Annotated in this window: 18 protein-coding genes; 6 read left to right on the plus strand and 12 right to left on the minus strand. The window is 67.6% G+C overall.

Annotation, left to right across the window (positions count from 1 at the left end; genetic code table 11):
- Nucleotides 1–129 precede the first annotated feature (129 nt).
- Complete coding sequence (locus tag A3G1_RS39485) at nt 130–1,374, plus strand: helix-turn-helix domain-containing protein (RefSeq protein ID WP_483804076.1); 1,245 nt, start codon at nt 130–132, stop codon at nt 1,372–1,374.
- The gene (locus tag A3G1_RS0107185; protein WP_018348795.1) at nt 1,371–1,856 is read left to right on the plus strand and encodes a hypothetical protein; all 486 of its coding nucleotides are present in this window, start codon (nt 1,371–1,373) and stop codon (nt 1,854–1,856) included. The genes A3G1_RS39485 and A3G1_RS0107185 overlap by 4 nt, the downstream gene beginning before the upstream one ends.
- A gap of 44 nt (nt 1,857–1,900) precedes the next feature.
- Here the strand turns inward: A3G1_RS0107185 and A3G1_RS40385 are convergent, their stop codons facing one another.
- On the minus strand, nt 1,901–2,533 hold the full coding sequence (locus A3G1_RS40385; RefSeq protein WP_157640961.1) for a hypothetical protein: 633 nt from the start codon (nt 2,531–2,533) through the stop codon (nt 1,901–1,903).
- 96 nt (nt 2,534–2,629) lie between these two features.
- Here A3G1_RS40385 and A3G1_RS33685 point away from each other — a divergent pair, with 96 nt between their 5' ends.
- The gene (locus tag A3G1_RS33685) at nt 2,630–2,962 is read left to right on the plus strand and encodes a DUF4442 domain-containing protein (RefSeq protein ID WP_018348796.1); all 333 of its coding nucleotides are present in this window, start codon (nt 2,630–2,632) and stop codon (nt 2,960–2,962) included.
- Between the two features lie 3 nt (nt 2,963–2,965).
- On the opposite strand, the gene A3G1_RS0107195 is transcribed toward A3G1_RS33685, so the two are convergent.
- From A3G1_RS0107195 to A3G1_RS0107210, 4 genes are all read right to left on the minus strand, one after another.
- A complete protein-coding gene (locus A3G1_RS0107195; RefSeq protein WP_018348797.1) occupies nt 2,966–3,979 on the minus strand; it encodes a hypothetical protein in 1,014 nt (337 codons plus the stop codon).
- A gap of 67 nt (nt 3,980–4,046) precedes the next feature.
- Nucleotides 4,047–4,472: a hypothetical protein gene (locus A3G1_RS0107200; protein ID WP_018348798.1), complete on the minus strand. Its 426-nt coding sequence runs from the start codon at nt 4,470–4,472 to the stop codon at nt 4,047–4,049.
- Nucleotides 4,472–5,068: a hypothetical protein gene (locus A3G1_RS0107205; RefSeq protein WP_018348799.1), complete on the minus strand. Its 597-nt coding sequence runs from the start codon at nt 5,066–5,068 to the stop codon at nt 4,472–4,474. Before A3G1_RS0107205 ends, A3G1_RS0107200 begins: the two co-directional genes overlap by 1 nt.
- Before the next feature lie 75 nt (nt 5,069–5,143).
- On the minus strand, nt 5,144–6,028 hold the full coding sequence (locus A3G1_RS0107210; protein ID WP_018348800.1) for a LysR family transcriptional regulator: 885 nt from the start codon (nt 6,026–6,028) through the stop codon (nt 5,144–5,146).
- A gap of 90 nt (nt 6,029–6,118) precedes the next feature.
- On the opposite strand from A3G1_RS0107210, the gene A3G1_RS0107215 reads away from it, so the two are divergent.
- Both A3G1_RS0107215 and A3G1_RS0107220 read left to right on the plus strand, forming a co-directional pair.
- Nucleotides 6,119–6,508, plus strand: coding sequence for a VOC family protein (locus A3G1_RS0107215; RefSeq protein WP_018348801.1), 390 nt, complete (start codon nt 6,119–6,121; stop codon nt 6,506–6,508).
- 49 nt (nt 6,509–6,557) lie between these two features.
- Complete coding sequence (locus A3G1_RS0107220; protein WP_157640963.1) at nt 6,558–6,776, plus strand: hypothetical protein; 219 nt, start codon at nt 6,558–6,560, stop codon at nt 6,774–6,776.
- A 16-nt stretch (nt 6,777–6,792) separates the two neighbouring features.
- Here A3G1_RS0107220 and A3G1_RS0107225 read toward each other — a convergent pair whose 3' ends face one another.
- From A3G1_RS0107225 to A3G1_RS0107235, 3 genes are all read right to left on the minus strand, one after another.
- Nucleotides 6,793–7,698, minus strand: a complete 906-nt coding sequence (locus tag A3G1_RS0107225; protein ID WP_018348803.1) for a hypothetical protein — start codon at nt 7,696–7,698, stop codon at nt 6,793–6,795.
- Nucleotides 7,699–7,856: 158 nt separating this feature from the next.
- Nucleotides 7,857–9,083, minus strand: a complete 1,227-nt coding sequence (locus A3G1_RS0107230) for a serine hydrolase domain-containing protein (RefSeq protein ID WP_018348804.1) — start codon at nt 9,081–9,083, stop codon at nt 7,857–7,859.
- Nucleotides 9,084–9,205: 122 nt separating this feature from the next.
- Nucleotides 9,206–9,835 (minus strand): hemerythrin domain-containing protein, encoded by a 630-nt coding sequence (locus A3G1_RS0107235; RefSeq protein WP_026211880.1) that lies wholly within the window; start codon nt 9,833–9,835, stop codon nt 9,206–9,208.
- A gap of 192 nt (nt 9,836–10,027) precedes the next feature.
- On the opposite strand from A3G1_RS0107235, the gene A3G1_RS0107240 reads away from it, so the two are divergent.
- The gene (locus tag A3G1_RS0107240) at nt 10,028–10,921 is read left to right on the plus strand and encodes a LysR family transcriptional regulator (RefSeq protein WP_018348806.1); all 894 of its coding nucleotides are present in this window, start codon (nt 10,028–10,030) and stop codon (nt 10,919–10,921) included.
- 24 nt (nt 10,922–10,945) lie between these two features.
- On the opposite strand, the gene A3G1_RS0107245 is transcribed toward A3G1_RS0107240, so the two are convergent.
- The 4 genes from A3G1_RS0107245 to A3G1_RS0107260 are packed head-to-tail and all read right to left on the minus strand — an operon-like array spanning nt 10,946 to nt 14,134.
- Nucleotides 10,946–11,500, minus strand: coding sequence for a cadmium resistance transporter (locus A3G1_RS0107245; protein ID WP_018348807.1), 555 nt, complete (start codon nt 11,498–11,500; stop codon nt 10,946–10,948).
- Nucleotides 11,497–11,931, minus strand: a complete 435-nt coding sequence (locus tag A3G1_RS0107250) for a GNAT family N-acetyltransferase (RefSeq protein WP_018348808.1) — start codon at nt 11,929–11,931, stop codon at nt 11,497–11,499. The genes A3G1_RS0107245 and A3G1_RS0107250 overlap by 4 nt, the downstream gene beginning before the upstream one ends.
- Nucleotides 11,928–12,728 (minus strand): amidohydrolase family protein, encoded by an 801-nt coding sequence (locus tag A3G1_RS0107255; RefSeq protein WP_018348809.1) that lies wholly within the window; start codon nt 12,726–12,728, stop codon nt 11,928–11,930. The genes A3G1_RS0107250 and A3G1_RS0107255 overlap by 4 nt, the downstream gene beginning before the upstream one ends.
- A gap of 53 nt (nt 12,729–12,781) precedes the next feature.
- Complete coding sequence (locus A3G1_RS0107260) at nt 12,782–14,134, minus strand: UDP-glucose dehydrogenase family protein (protein ID WP_018348810.1); 1,353 nt, start codon at nt 14,132–14,134, stop codon at nt 12,782–12,784.
- Nucleotides 14,135–14,150: the final 16 nt, after the last annotated feature.

A 14,150-nucleotide genomic window follows, 5' to 3' on the forward strand; every position in this document is an offset into this window, starting at 1 on the left:
CGGGAAGCGCTCTGGGTCAAGACTGCGGGGTACGCTGGACCCTCGGTAGGTTGCGCAAGTTGCCGGATGTTTTGGCAACCCCGCAACCCCCTGCCGAACAGCCAGAAGCGTGGCAGCGTACGGGTGGTGATGACCTTGGGAGCCTTTGACGAGCTACTGCGGAGCCTGCTCCGCGACCGTGGCTGGTCTCAGAACCGCCTTGCGGCGGTAGTCGTGATCGACAAAGGGGCTGTCTCTAGGTACGTCCGTGGGGTGCGCGCACCGAGCGAAGATTTTGCGGTCCGATGTGATCAAGCCCTGTCTGCTCACGGCGAACTCCTTGCTGCCCTGCATGCCGATCGCGCTCGCTCGCGAGGGTTAAGCAATTCCGATAGCCCAACCCAGATTCCCATCTGGGCCAACGGTCGATTTGCATATGTAGACATTGTGCCACCTAGTGAGTCAGTGAATGACTTGGTGGACGGGCGGCGGGTGGCAATCCTTAACCCCATCGAGCACTTCAGCAGAAGTCGCAAGTTGTTAGCGGAGTCGGACAACATGTTTGGTCCGAGGCGGCTAGTGCCTATTGCGCTGGATCAAGTCAATCTCATACAGGCTACTCGTCGCGAGTTTCGCAATGGCCAGCCGGAGTCCTGGTTCAGGATGCAGGCTGAATTTGCGGATTTGCTCGGCTGGTTCCATCAGGACATGGACGATGTCGTAAGCGCTGAATTCTGGCTGGGTAAGGCGCTCCAGTGGGCGAATATCTCAGGCGATACTGACTCGATTGCGTTCATTCTCGCTCGCATGAGTCAGCTAGCTGGAGATATGAAAGACGGCGAAGCGGCGGTAGGGTTTGCTAAGTCTGCACTTAAGGTTGCAAAGCATAACCCTCGACTCTCGGCTATCGCCGCAACCTATGGTGCATACGGGTATGCGCTGGATGGCGACTCGCACTCGTCGGAGAGAGCGTATGATGCTGCACAGAATTTCCTTGCCGTGGCATCGGCGGATGATGAGTGTCCGTGGGGCGAGTTTTTCGATGACGCCTATATCAGGGTTCACCGCGCGCAAAGTCGGCTGTTGATTGGTCAGCATAAGCAGGCGGTTGACGATTACGGCACCGTACTGGGAGTTCTGGCGAGTGACTATCGTCGTGATCAAGGTGTCTACCTTGCACGCGGCGCATTGGCCTATGCGGCAAGTAGGGAACTCGAAAAAGCTGCAACCTTTGGCCTGCAAGCATTATCGATTGGGGCAGACACGGGATCGCGGCGTACGCTTGGGCAGCTTGTTGAACTGTATCAATTGCTCAAACCTATAGAAGGAAATCCACAAGTCCAGCAGTTTTTTGAAGCTATGGCTTCGGTTCTGAAGACACGGGAGACACGGTGAGCACGGACGTAACCAGGGATGACAACTACTGGATGAGCATCGCCATCGAGGAAGCGGCACTCTGCCCGCCGGATGAGAAGGCGTACTCTGTCGGGGCCGTGATCGTGGGTGCCGACGGCAAAGAGATTTCGCGTGGTCATTCGCGCGAGTGGGGTCGCATGCATGCGGAAGAGGCGGCCCTAGCGAAGCTCGATCCGGAGATGCATTTCGAGAGTCCCGATATTGCTGAATCGCTGAAGACGGCAACTATCTATTCGACTCTGGAGCCCTGCACAGAGCGAGCGTCCGGCCGTGCCGGTAGCTGCACGCACCTTATTCTGACTGCGGGAATCCCTCGCGTTGTAATCGCGTGGACTGAGCCTGACCTTTTCGTCGCGAACTGCGTCGGTGTTGAAACGCTCCGCGCCGGCGGGGTGGAAGTCATCGAACTGCCCGAGTTCGAGGAGAAGGCTAGGGCAGCTAACGCCCACCTGAACGTGTAATTCGGCATTCACGAAGATCCCCGTTAGGCAGCTAACGGGGATCTTCAGTCGTCAGTGTTCTTTGTGTTTGGTGTGACGTTTTCTACACACCAGTCGCCATCATGGCTTTCGGTGGCAACGTCGGCCCAGCGAATTCCCTTGGTCATCACGCCATCAATTGACGCTGAGATGGTCACCATCATTGGGACGATGGCCGAGTCAGCGTCGATTTTCTTGGTAGCGTCGAACAGGGTCGAATAGCTGAATCTCGGATCTTCGCCCACCCTGGTTAGGCTTTTCAGGGCCGCAAGGCTTCGTGTTTGCGCAGCATCTGAGCAGGCGTAGAGCCTAGCGCCATCTGGATCTCGCTTGGCCATCATTCCGTATCCGATCACCCTATCCGCATACTTGGACGCAGCCTCAAAGGGCGTCGCACAGCACGACGGCGGTACGGCTGCTCGAAAAGCCAATGTGGCCGGGAAAAGACATACCAAGCCAGCGAAACCTAGCGCGGCAATTATCAACGCCCATTTTGGCGGCCGACGCTTCCTTTTCTGGCTTAGGTGCGGCAGGTTTGGAACGGCTTGTGACGCGGCTAGGGCGGGTACATCCGGCGACTCGACACGTTTGGGCAGGTCAGGCGCGGTTTCTGCGCCCGCCATAGGCCACAGTGGCCTGGTGTCCTCCTGATCCTCCATCGTTCGCCCCCCCGGTCGTTGGTGGACGTTCGACGATACCCGCGAATGTGGATCAAGGCTAGGACCTGCGGAAACGTGCTCTGCTTCTAGCGACAGTTGACATACGTCGGCACGCACTTCGGCGGCAACCTGTTCTCCATGACCGACCCGTTCTGGATGATCATGGTGCTGCGCAGCATCGGCCCCGGCTACATGGTCTGGGACCGGGCCGGCGAGATCGAGTTCGTCTCGCCGGGCCGCGGCGACGTCTTCGCCCGCTTCCACCTCACCGACGAGGTCCTCGACGAGCTCCGGGCCGCAACGGCCGACGGGGACAAGGCACTGCGCTGGTTCGAGACCGACATCGTGACCGCTGACGGCACCGTCGTGGCCAAGGTCCGCAAACAGGTGTACGTCCGCCGCAAGCTCGCCAAGGTACCGGCGGCCTAAGCCCTAAGCCCACAGGGTGATGCGGTGGTCCTCGTCGGTGACGTAGACGGGGCGGCCGGAGAGTTCCGCGACGCCCTCGACATTGCGGAAGGGCAGGTCAGCCACCGTCTCGATGGCGATCGGCCCGCTGTCGACGGACAGGTAGAAGCGGATGTGGCGGCAGTGCACGCCGCCGCCGTGCGGGTGCTGCTCCAGGAGCACGGAATCCTTGCCTGTCGCGTCGATCGAACCCACGATCGCGTCGAACCCGCCGTCCGGCCGGGCCGACAGCGCGCGGAACCCGAGCAGCTCCGTACCGCCGGTGCCGATCGTCCACACCCGGCCGATCCGGGGCTCCTCGTCCTCCGTGAACAGGCAGTCCGGGTTGAGCAACTCCACGAGGACCGGGCGGCCCTGGCTCGTCACCGGGAACCGCAGCCCGAGCAGCAGCGCGCCTGACGCGGAGAAGGCCGCGCCCTCGATGTTCAGCGGCAGGTCGCCGTGCTGGACCCGGTGCACCCATTTCTTGCCTCGCTCCGTACCCCGCTCCCGTGTGCTCGCGATGAAGGCGTGGTGGATCAGGTGCCCGCCCAGCGCCTCGATCCCGGCCGCGGCCAGGGCGTCGTTGACGGCGCGGTGCAGGCGGAACTTGTTCCGGGCGACCTCCAGCTTCACCCGGCCGTCCGCTGCCGAGGCCTCCGGGAACCGAGCGGCGAACGCCCGCCGGGCCCGTAGCGGCCCCTTCTTGCTCCCGAAGTGCGAGCCGAGCACGTAGACGTACCCGTCGCGCCAGGCCAGGGCCTCGGCGTCCTCGGTACGGCCCGTTTCGGTACCGGCCTCAGCCGGCACGTGCAGAGCCTCCCAGCCGCCGGCCCCGTGCCCGATGAGGACGACGCACTCCTCGACCGGCCCCTCGTCGAGCACCGTCCACACCGCTTCCGACCAGCCGTGCGCGGCGAGTACCGCCGGATCGCGGACGGCGAGGAGGTCGGAGGCCTCGTTGACTCCGGCGGACAACTCGGCGACAGGCAACAGCATGCCCAGCAGACTAGCCCGTGATCATGAACCCCACGTCAGGCACGCGACGCGTCGACGGCGGCGGCACCTACCGCCGGCGGCTGCGGTCCCTGGCCGCGTCAATGATCTCCGCGATCAGATCCTCGGGAAGATCGGGCGGCAGGCCATCATCACCACAGCACGAAGGCTTGGTTCTCCTCGCGCCCGGCACCCCGGTCCCCAGCAGCTCGTACATGACCGTGTACACATCGGACCCTGGGTCGGAGTTGTCGTGGCGGGCGATCAGCACGACCCATGCCGTGTCGCCTTCGAACATGACCACCACGCGCATGTTGTCGCGCAGGTGACGAACACACAGCCGGCTGACCGGAAGGTCCCCCGCCATCCGGTACTCCATCGCGCCGCAGCCCCGGCGCTCAAGGTCGTCGAGGAACTGGTCATACGCCTTTCGATGCAGGCTCCGCAGCCCGTCAGCTTGCTTCCCGGCCAGGATGGTCTCCGCTACACGCGGCATCAGCCGGCCTCGCCCGGCGGCCCCAGCCGGACCACGCGGCCCTGACCGCGAAGCGCTTGCCCGACGGACTCGTGCAGGTCCTCACGGTCGAGCAGAGCCTGGTCCTGCAACCGATACCAGACAGCGTCGAGCAGCCCCCGCCTCGTGCCGGCTTCCCGCAGGCGCCCGACGAGGTCGGCGACCTTGAGCACTGGTGCGGCTTCGAGCTTCACCGGCCCGCGGCCGCCAACCTTGATCAGCACGCCCTCACTGACCCACTTGCGGATGGTCGGCTCGGACAGTCCCAGCACCTTGGCCGCCACAGACACCGGCACGGGCTCGATGGTGCCCAGCCAGTGGTTCAGAATCTCGGCGGCCTTCCGCCGGGTGCCGGAACCTTCAGGCAGCGAGTCGGCGAGGTCCCGGAGCTGGCGGACATGATGGAGGTCGGCACGGAGCCGATCGATCTGCCCAGGCAGAGCGCTCGTCCGCGGCTGGCCACCCGCAGCGGCAAGGGCGGCACGAACCTTCCGCAGAGCGGCGGACGGCTCACCTCGCTGAGCCGCCTTCCTCAATGCCTTCTGCCCAGCGGTCGTCGCCGGTTGAGTCTTCGGCATCGCCGACTCCTAGTTTCGAGTTAAGGCTCTAAATCGAAACTATACGCCTCGGCGGCGCCTCCAGGCCAGGGCCGCTCAGGCGTTTGCCGCGTCGACGGCGGCGCGGACGAACTCGCGGACGCGTTCCGTCGTGTTCGTCTCCAGCCAGATCGGGCCGCGCAGGATCGGCGGGGCGTCGTGGATCGGGACGTAGGCGATGTCGGGGCGCGGGTAGTACTGGCGGGAGTGTTCGCCGACCGGCAGCACGCCCTTGCCCATCGCCACGAGGGACAGCATCTCGGAGAAGCTCTTGCCGGACGGGCCGGCCGGGATGGGCCTGCCGCCCGGGGTCGCGGCCGGGGTCCGGTCGGCCTTGAAGGCCGCCGAGGTGATCCCGGGGTACTGGATCATCGGATAGTCCGCGCAGACCTCGAAGGACACCGACTCCTCGGCCGCGAGCGGGTGCCCGGCTGCGACGGCCAGTACCCGCGCCTCGCGGAGCAGGGCCGGGCCGCAGGCCATGCCGTCGAAGGGGTACGAGGCGATCAGCACGTCGACCTCGCCGTTGACCAGGCTGGACCGGGTGTTGGCGAGCTGGGCCTCGCTGATCTCGACGGCGCAGTCGGGGTGGCGGGAGCTGAACAGGTTCACGGCCTTGAGCAGGGCCGGGGCGGTCCACTCCCCCAGGAACGCCACGCGGAGCTGCCCCGTCACGCCCCTGCCAGCCTCGACGGCCCGGTTGACGGCGGCTTCCATCTCCGCGACGAGCGGGGCCAGGTCCTCGGCGAGGCGGCGGCCGATCGGGGTCAGCGTGACGACCCGGCTGGTCCGCTCGAACAGCGGCGCGCCGACCCGCCGTTCCAGCTTCTTGATGACGTGGCTGATCCGGCCGGTGGTGACCAGCAGCTTCTCGGCTGTCCGGCCGAAGTGCAGTTCCCCGGCGAGGGTCAGGAAGGTCTCCACCTCGTGGCGTTCCAGCATGGTCGCACCCCGCTCACTGTTGAATCCGGTTCAACGATGGTAGACCTGATCGATCTTGGCTGGCCCGCCGGTTCCCGGCATCGTGAAGGCATGACCACACTGACTGTCACCGCCTTCGACCACCTCGTCCTCAACGTCAGCGACACCGAGCGCGCCCTCGGCTTCTACTGCGGCCTGCTGGGCCTCGCCCCGGTCCGCGTCGAGGAGTGGCGGGCGGGCCAGGTGCCCTTCCCGTCCGTCCGGGTCAGCCCGGAAACCATCATCGACCTCGTGCACCGCGACCGTGGCGAGGCCAACGTCGACCACCTCTGCCTCGTCGTCGAACCCCTCGACTGGCAGCAGGTCATCGACTCCGGCGTGTTCACCGTGCTCGAAGGGCCGGTCGGCCGGTACGGGGCCCGGGGCAGCGCCACCTCGATCTACGTGCTCGACCCGGACGGCAACAGCGTGGAACTGCGCTGGTACCCGGCCGGCGAGTAGCACCGTGGCGCTCCACAGTGGCGTGCCCGCCGGCCACTATGGTGGCACCGTGGACGACGAGTACGCCGACGAGGACGACACCGCATACGTCAAGGTCCGGCCCCGGATCTACGACGGGGCGCAGAGCTGTGGCGACGAGCGGTGCGGCCTGCTGACCGGCCGGGCCATCCTGACCGAGGAGGTGGCCCGGGTGTTCGCGCCGCGCGGGATGGTGCCGTTCGCCTGCCATGCCGGGTACGGCTGGCACATGCGCGGCCCGCGCGGCTGATCCGCCGGGCCACCGGCTACCGCACCCAGATCGTCGACTCCAGGTCGTAGCCGACGGGGCGCTTGTCGGCCTTGCGGGTGATGTGCAGGTACCCGAGGTCCTTCTCGGCCGTCAGCACGCACATCACCATGACGTCGTCGTCCAGATCGGACTTCGACAGCTTCGTCTTCCAGTCCTTGGCCGGGGTCTTCTCGCAGTCCTCCTCGGTCGGCATCGGGTCGGAGGCGAAGGTGCCGTACTTCTTGATCTGCGAGACCCTGGCGTTCTCGTGCAGCACGAGGTCCCCGGTGACGTGGTCGTAGTACATGTCGGCGGAGAAGCCGCCCCGGCTCCGTTCGAAGTCCAGCCCGTTGTCCTGGCTCTGCGCGTGCAGGTCCCAGCGCTCGTAGTCGATCCGGGCGGCGACCCTGACCCGGTTGGTGCTCGGGCCGCCGTCGTCCCGTACGTCGATAGTGGACCCGGGGCTGGCGTCGATCACGACGCGGCCGCGTTCGACGGTCTGCTCGAAGGTACCGCTCATCTTGAGTTTCACCTTGCGGCCGGAGCCGATCCGGATCGCCTCGCAGGTCCTGGGCCTGGACGTGTCGGAGTTCTTCTTGCAGACCAGCAGCTCCGTCACGTCCGGCGTCTGCGGCGGCACGGCCCTGCCTGCCGAGTCCTTGATGTCGCCGCTGATCCCGACGCTGAAGATCCCGATCGGCGTGGCGACGGACGCGTTGGCGGAGATGCTCACCTTGCCGTTCGAGTCGATCGTGAGGCTGAACGGCGTGAACGGCACCTGCCACGAGAGGTGGCCCATCGGCCGCACCCCTCCGGAACCCTTGGCCTGGTCATCCGGCATCCCCTCCGGCGTGTACCGGGTGGAGCAGGCGATGGCCACCAGTGCGGTGAGCACGAGAGCGATGACACGGCTACGGCGCATGCCGACACGATATTTCGACGTTCGTCAGTGCGGACCGTCGTTTGGGGCAGACCTGCTGTCGGCTCCACGCCAGACTTACACAGGCCTGACCCCGCAGGCGTACACCACGGGCGGGCAGCGGGGCGCGCCGGACCCACCGGGNCCGGNGCGCCGTCCTCTCAGTCTTCGATGGCCTGGTAGACGGTGGTCCAGAAGTCGTGGATCAGCTGGGCCGGAGCAGGGATCGACAGCCCGACCTGGGTGAGGAGGACACCGCTGAGCTGGTTGCCGCGGTCGGCGTATGCGGAGGTGCCGGTCCCGCCGTCCCAGCCGAACTGGCCGATGGGCGCGTAGTCGCCGCGGTAGGTACGGACAGCCATGCCGAAGCCCCAGCCGCCCTGCTGACCCTGGCCGAAGGAGACCTGAACGCTGTTGCGGGCCAGCGCGCTACGAGCCGCTTCCTGCTCGGGCGTGAGGCAGTTGGTGGTCATCAGCTCGACGGCCGCCCGGGACAGGATGCGCTCGCCGTTGTGCATGCCGTAGTTGAGGAGCATCCGGAAGTAGGCGTTGTAGTCGTCGACCGTAGACACCAGGCCACCGCCGCCGCCCTGGAACGCCGGCGGCTGGCTGAAGCGCCCGCCCTCCGCCGGGTCCCACACGTGGAACTCGCCGGTCTGCGGGTCTGGCACGTAGCTGGGCGGCAGCCGGTCGATCTTCTCCTCCGGCACGTGGAAGCCGGTGTCGTCCATCCCCAGCGGAGCTAGGACCCGCTCGCGCAGGAACTCCTCGTACGACTGGCCCGTGACCCTGGAGACGAGCACACCGACGACGTCGTGGCTGATCTGGTACTGCCAGTGCTCGCCTGGCTGGTGCATCAGCGGGAGCGTACCCAGGCGGCGCATCCACTCGTCCTGCTCGGGCTGCGGTTCGGCGTGGCCGATGAGGTTCAGCTCGAACACCTTGCCCATGATCGGGGTGCCCATCGAGGTCAGGTCCATGCCGAGGCCGAAGGTGGAGGTCACCAGGTCCCGCACGGTGATCGGACGCCGGGCCGGCACCGTCTCGTCCAGCGGGCCGCCGACGCTCTTGAGGACCTGCCGGCCGGCCAGTTCGGGCAGCCACGGGTCCACGAGGTCGTCCAGCCGCAGCCGGCACTCGTCGAGCAGGACCATCGCCGCCGCCATCGCGAGCGGCTTGGAGGTCGACGCCATCCGGAAGATCGTGTCCCGGCTCATCGGTGCGCCGCCGTCGTGCCGCATCGTGCCGATCGCCTCGACGTGTGTCTCGCCGCCCCGGCTGACCAGCGCGACGAGACCCGGGATCTTGCCGGACTCGACGTGCCGCTCAAGCACGGCGCGGATCTTGCGCAGTCCTGCTGCAGAGAAGCCGTTCTTACCTTCGCTCATTCCAGGTCCCCTTTGGATACTTGCTGCCGTGTTGCTCGCTGCTGTCATGTGCCGACGATCGCTGGCCGGCCTGTCACAGGGCTGACCCCGTGCTGTCACCGCCCCTGACACGGCTGTCGCGGTCAGGCTGTGGTGGAGTTCCAGAGGTCGAGGGCCAGGTAGGCGGGCCGCCACTGCCGCGTGTACGTGCAGCGGGCCGGTCCGGGGAACGCGGCCAGTACGGTGCTGGCGGTCTGCTCACCCGCGCCGTCCAGGAGCCAGGGCAGGAGCCGTGACGCGTCACGGCTGATCCGCTGGATGTGCACCTGGCCGAAGTACACCCATTGCTCCTGGGTGATAACGGCCCGGATCAGCGGCAGCGCCTGCCTCTCCTCATGCCCGAGGTGCCCGAGGAGGCCGGTGACCAGGGAATCGGCAAGGTCTCCGAGCCGGTCCAGCCCGATCCCGGGGTCCGCCAGGGCCGCGTCGACCGCCTGGACGACCTGGTCGATGGCGCCGTGCTCGGCCTCCATCGCCTCCAGCAGCGTCAGATCCGAGGGCCGGCCAGCCAGGTTGCGGCGCAGCACCGGCCACAGTGCGTCGTCCTCGGCGGAGTGGTGAACCCGCAGGCCAGCTTTGAACAGTTCCCAGCCTGGTGCCGTACGCAGGGCGGCCCGGAGATCGACGTCGGCCCGGGCTGTCAACCTGGACAGGCGCGAAGCCTCCCGCCGCAACGCGTCGTGCATCGCACCCATGAGCGTCACGTCGAGCATGCCGTGCACCGTTTCCTGCCTCCCGGTGGCTCACGGAATCTGCCGCCGGTCACCGGGCAACGCGACATCACACTCACGGTCACTCTCCTGTGTGGCTGGGCGCCTCCAACTCTGCGGTGACGGGCGATCGGCATCAACGCCAAGATCCGTATGATGCGTTAACCCCTAAGTGATCATGCGGATCGGAACGACGTGGAAATCCGGGATATTGAGATCTTCCTGACCCTGGCCGAGGAGTTGCACTTCGGACGGACCGCTGCCCGGCTGCACATCTCCACCGCGAGGGTCAGCCAGGCGATCAGCCAGCAGGAACGACGCCTCGGCAGCCTCCTGTTCGACCGCTCCAACCGCCGCCAGGTCTGCCTGACCCCGGTCGGCCAGCGGCTGCGCGACGACCTGCGGCTGGTGTACGCGGGCCTGCGCGACAGCCTCGACCGGGCCCGGATGGCCTCCCGCGGCATCACCGCCCGGCTGCGGGTCGGCCTGATGCCCTTCAACGTCGCCGACCTGCAGCACTACTGGCAGGCGTTCCGCACCCGGCACCCGCACTGGGAACTCCAGATCCGCCAGGCCCCCTACGTCGGCCAGTTCGACCGGCTCCGCGCCGGAGACTTCGACGTCCTGGTCGTCTGGCTGCCCGTCGAGGAGCCCGACCTGACCGTCGGCCCAGTCCTGTTCACCGACCCACGGGTACTCGCCGTCGCGGCCGGCCACGAGCTGGCGGGCCGCGACGCGGTCTCCGTCGAAGCGCTCGCCGACTTCGCCAACGCTATGGCACCCGACTTCCCCGACTACTGGGAGGACAGTTATCTGCCGTTCCACACCCCGGGCGGGGCCGGTATCGAGCGCCCGGAACTCGTCACGAACGCGGAAGAACTGATCAACCTGGTCATCACGGGGGAGATCGTGCACCCGTTCCCCTCACACGTCACGCGGCACTGGTCCATGCCACACGTGCACTTCTCGCGTATCCCTGACATGGGCAGGCTCTCCTTCGCCCTCGTCTGGCGGACCGAGGCCGAGAACGACATCATCCGGGCACTCGCCCACGTCGTCCGCGAACTCGGCTCCTTCACCTTCCGCTGACCGCCGGCACCAGCCTGGCCAGGGTCAGCCGAGCAGGATCACGGTACCGATCGCGATGAACACGCACGGGACGAGCCAGTGACCCCAGCGCTCGACGAGGGCGACGACGCGGCGGTGTGAGCCGAGCCAGGAGCCAGCCAGGCACCAGGCCGCGACGAGCAGGGCGAAGACGGCCACGGTCACCAGGCTCGCCGCCAGGCCGATGGTGCGGAACAGCGGCAGATAGACGGAGATGTTGTCGGCGCCGTTGACGATGGTGACGCCCGCGACGGAGATCGGCCCGGCCGCCACCACCGGGCCGTCCTCACCGGACCTGCGGCTGACGAGCGCCTTGACGCCGAGGGCGATCGGGATCAGGCCGAGGAACCTGACCAGCCCGCCGGGCACGAGCGCCAGCCCGAGAGCTCCGGCCGCCGCGATGGCGACCAGGATGCCGATGCCCAGGTACTGACCGGCCCAGATCTGCCAGGGCCGGGGCTTGCCGGTCGCGCGGGCGGAGAGGAAGAGGACCGTGAGGACCAGGAGATCGTCCACATTGGTACCGGCGAAGACCCCGATCGCCGTGAGGACCGTGTTCACAGCGCGCGGCTGAACACGGCGCGGTCGCGGCCGGGCCCGCCGTAGTCCGGCACGATGTCGACGGTGAAGCCGACGCGCTGGTGGAAGTCGATCGAGGCCGTGTTGTCGGTACCCGTGATGGCCTTGAGGCGTCGCGCACCCTGCGCCCGGGCCGCCGAGGCGAAGACCTCGTGGAGTGCCCGGCCCACACCCCGGCCCCTCGCGTCGTCACGGGTGGCGATGATGTGGACGTAGCCGACCCCGGCCGGGGTCACGAAGCCGATCAGGTAGCCGAGGATGCCCTCGTCCGCTGTGCGGTACGCGAGGCAGGTCTCCGGGAACTCCTGCACTATGGCGGTCACGTGGAGGGAGCGGCGGTCCCGGTCGCCCCAGTACCGCTGGTAGTCCGCGACGACCCAGTGGACGTCCTCCGTGGTCAGACGGTCGATCACGCTGGTACCCCCATGAGCCGCGTGCCGTTGTCCCACAGCACCGCGCGCAGCCAGTCGTCGCCGAAGCCCAGCCGGACCAGGGCTTCGAGCTGGTGCTCGTAGCGGTACGGGATGGACGGGAAGTCGGAGCCGAGCACGATCCGGTCACCCAGGTCCGCGAGCCTCGGGAGGACGTCCGCGGGGATGGGTGCCAGCCGGTTCGTGAAGTCCGTGCCGGCCATCGTCGTGTCGAGGTGCACGCCGGAGTACCGGACGGCGAGGTCGAGATGCTCGTGGTACTCGGGCAGGCCGAGGTGCGCGATGACCAGCCTCAGGCCCGGGTGCCGGGCGAGGACGGCACCGACCGGCCCGGGGCCCGTGTGGGTGCCGGGCAGCGGCCCCGATCCACAGTGGATCACGGTCGGCACACCCGCCTCGGCCAGCAGCCCCCAGACCGGGTCGAGGAGCGGGTCGAGCGGGTCGTAGCCGCCGACCTGGACGTGGGCCTTGAAGATCCGCGCGCCGCGCTCCAGCGCCCGGGTCACGTACCCGAGAGCGGACGGCTCCGGGTAGAAGGTCGCGGACGGCACGCAGCCGGGAGCCGTGGCGGCGAAGTCCAGCGCCCAGTCCGTGAGCCACCCGGCCATGCCGGGCTTGTGCGGGTAGACGAGGCTGGTGAAGTGCCGGACGCCGAGGCCGGCCAGGATCTCCAGGCGCTCGGCGGCGGGCAGGCGGTACTCGATCGGCCAGATGCCCGTGCCGTCGAAGTACCGCCAGACCTTCTCCTGCATGCCGGGCGGGAGGAAGTGCACGTGCACGTCGGCCAGCCCGGGAATCCCGAGCTGGCCGATCAGGTCAGCACTGTTCAGCGTCAGCGCCAGCCGGCCAGCGCCAGGTAGCGGAAGCCCGCCCGGGTCAGGCGGGACTCGTCGAGCACGTGCCGTCCGTCGAGGACGATCGGCTTGCGCATGACGACGGCGAGCTTGGCCCACTCCATCTCGAGGTACTGCGGCCACTCGGTGACCAGGACCAGCGCGTCGGAGGACTCGGCGACGGCCTCGGCCGTGTCGCACAGGTACGGCGCGAGATCCGGCTGCTCCTCGCGGAACCGGGCCATCGCCACCGGGTCGTGCAGGCGGACCTTCGCGCCGCGCTCGATCAGCCGGCGGGCGATGTCGAGGGCCGGCGCGTCGCGCAGGTCGTCGGTGTTGGGCTTGAAGGCCAGGCCGAGCAGGCCGATCGTGCGGCCCTTGAGGATGCGCAGCTCGTCGAGGAGCTTGTCGACCACCAGCTCGCGCTGCCGCCGGTTGGTGTCCCGGCTGGCCTGCACGATCGGCATGTCCAGGTTGTACTCCCTGGCCGTCGTGATCAGCGCGGCGGTGTCCTTGCCGAAGCAGGAGCCGCCCCAGCCGACGCCCGGCTGGAGGAAGCGGGAGCCGATCCGGCTGTCGAGCCCGGTGCCCTTGGCGACCTGGATGATGTCCGCGCCGACCTTGCCGGCCACCTGGCCGATCTCGTTGATGAAGCTGATCTTCAGGGCGAGGAAGGCGTTGGCCGCGTACTTGATCAGCTCGGCGGAGGCCAGGTCCGTCGCGACCAGCGGCACCGCGCCCATGCCCTCCGGCCGGGGCAGGAACGGCGGGGCGGTGAAGGACTGGTCGAGGACCGGCCGGTACAGGGTGTAGAGGACTTCCAGGCTGCGGGCGTCGTCGGAGCCGACCACGACCCGGTCGGTGTAGAGCGAGTCGGAGATCGCGGCGCCCTCACGGAGGAACTCCGGGTTGGAGGCGACGGAGAACTCGCCCTCGCCGGTGTGCGCCTCGCGGAGGATCGCGTCGACCCAGTTGCCGGAGCCGATCGGCACTGTCGACTTGTTGACCACGACGGTGAAGCCGGGGCCGAGGTTGCGGCCGATGTCCTCTGCTGCCGAGGACAGGTACTTCAGGTCGGGGCTGCCGTCCGGGAGGGACGGGGTGTTGACGGCGATGAAGACCACGTCGGCGCCGGGTACGGCTTCCGCGTAGGAGGTGGTGTATGTCAGGTTGTGCCCGGCCTCGGCGAGCAGGTCCTCCAGGTACGGCTCGTGGATCGGGCTGCGCCCGGCACGCAGCATCCCGACCTTGGCCTCGTTGTTGTCGACGCAGGTGACCTCGTGCCCGAGGAAGGCGAGGCAGGCGCCGGTGGTCAGACCGACATACCCCGTACCGACGATGCAGACCTTCATCCTCACTCCTCTCTCC

The organism is Longispora albida DSM 44784 (assembly GCF_000379825.1).
Classification (GTDB): Bacteria; Actinomycetota; Actinomycetes; order Mycobacteriales; family Micromonosporaceae; genus Longispora; species Longispora albida.

What these genes read in the sequence shown, in the direction of transcription:
- A3G1_RS39485 (WP_483804076.1), top strand. Translation starts at nt 130, where the DNA reads ATGACCTTGGGAGCCTTTGACGAGCTACTGCGGAGCCTGCTCCGCGAC.
- A3G1_RS40385 (WP_157640961.1), bottom strand. Translation starts at nt 2,533, where the DNA reads ATGGAGGATCAGGAGGACACCAGGCCACTGTGGCCTATGGCGGGCGCA.
- A3G1_RS0107195 (WP_018348797.1), bottom strand. Translation starts at nt 3,979, where the DNA reads ATGCTGTTGCCTGTCGCCGAGTTGTCCGCCGGAGTCAACGAGGCCTCC.
- A3G1_RS0107200 (WP_018348798.1), bottom strand. Translation starts at nt 4,472, where the DNA reads ATGCCGCGTGTAGCGGAGACCATCCTGGCCGGGAAGCAAGCTGACGGG.
- A3G1_RS0107205 (WP_018348799.1), bottom strand. Translation starts at nt 5,068, where the DNA reads ATGCCGAAGACTCAACCGGCGACGACCGCTGGGCAGAAGGCATTGAGG.
- A3G1_RS0107210 (WP_018348800.1), bottom strand. Translation starts at nt 6,028, where the DNA reads ATGCTGGAACGCCACGAGGTGGAGACCTTCCTGACCCTCGCCGGGGAA.
- A3G1_RS0107215 (WP_018348801.1), top strand. Translation starts at nt 6,119, where the DNA reads ATGACCACACTGACTGTCACCGCCTTCGACCACCTCGTCCTCAACGTC.
- A3G1_RS0107225 (WP_018348803.1), bottom strand. Translation starts at nt 7,698, where the DNA reads ATGCGCCGTAGCCGTGTCATCGCTCTCGTGCTCACCGCACTGGTGGCC.
- A3G1_RS0107230 (WP_018348804.1), bottom strand. Translation starts at nt 9,083, where the DNA reads ATGAGCGAAGGTAAGAACGGCTTCTCTGCAGCAGGACTGCGCAAGATC.
- A3G1_RS0107235 (WP_026211880.1), bottom strand. Translation starts at nt 9,835, where the DNA reads ATGCTCGACGTGACGCTCATGGGTGCGATGCACGACGCGTTGCGGCGG.
- A3G1_RS0107260 (WP_018348810.1), bottom strand. Translation starts at nt 14,134, where the DNA reads ATGAAGGTCTGCATCGTCGGTACGGGGTATGTCGGTCTGACCACCGGC.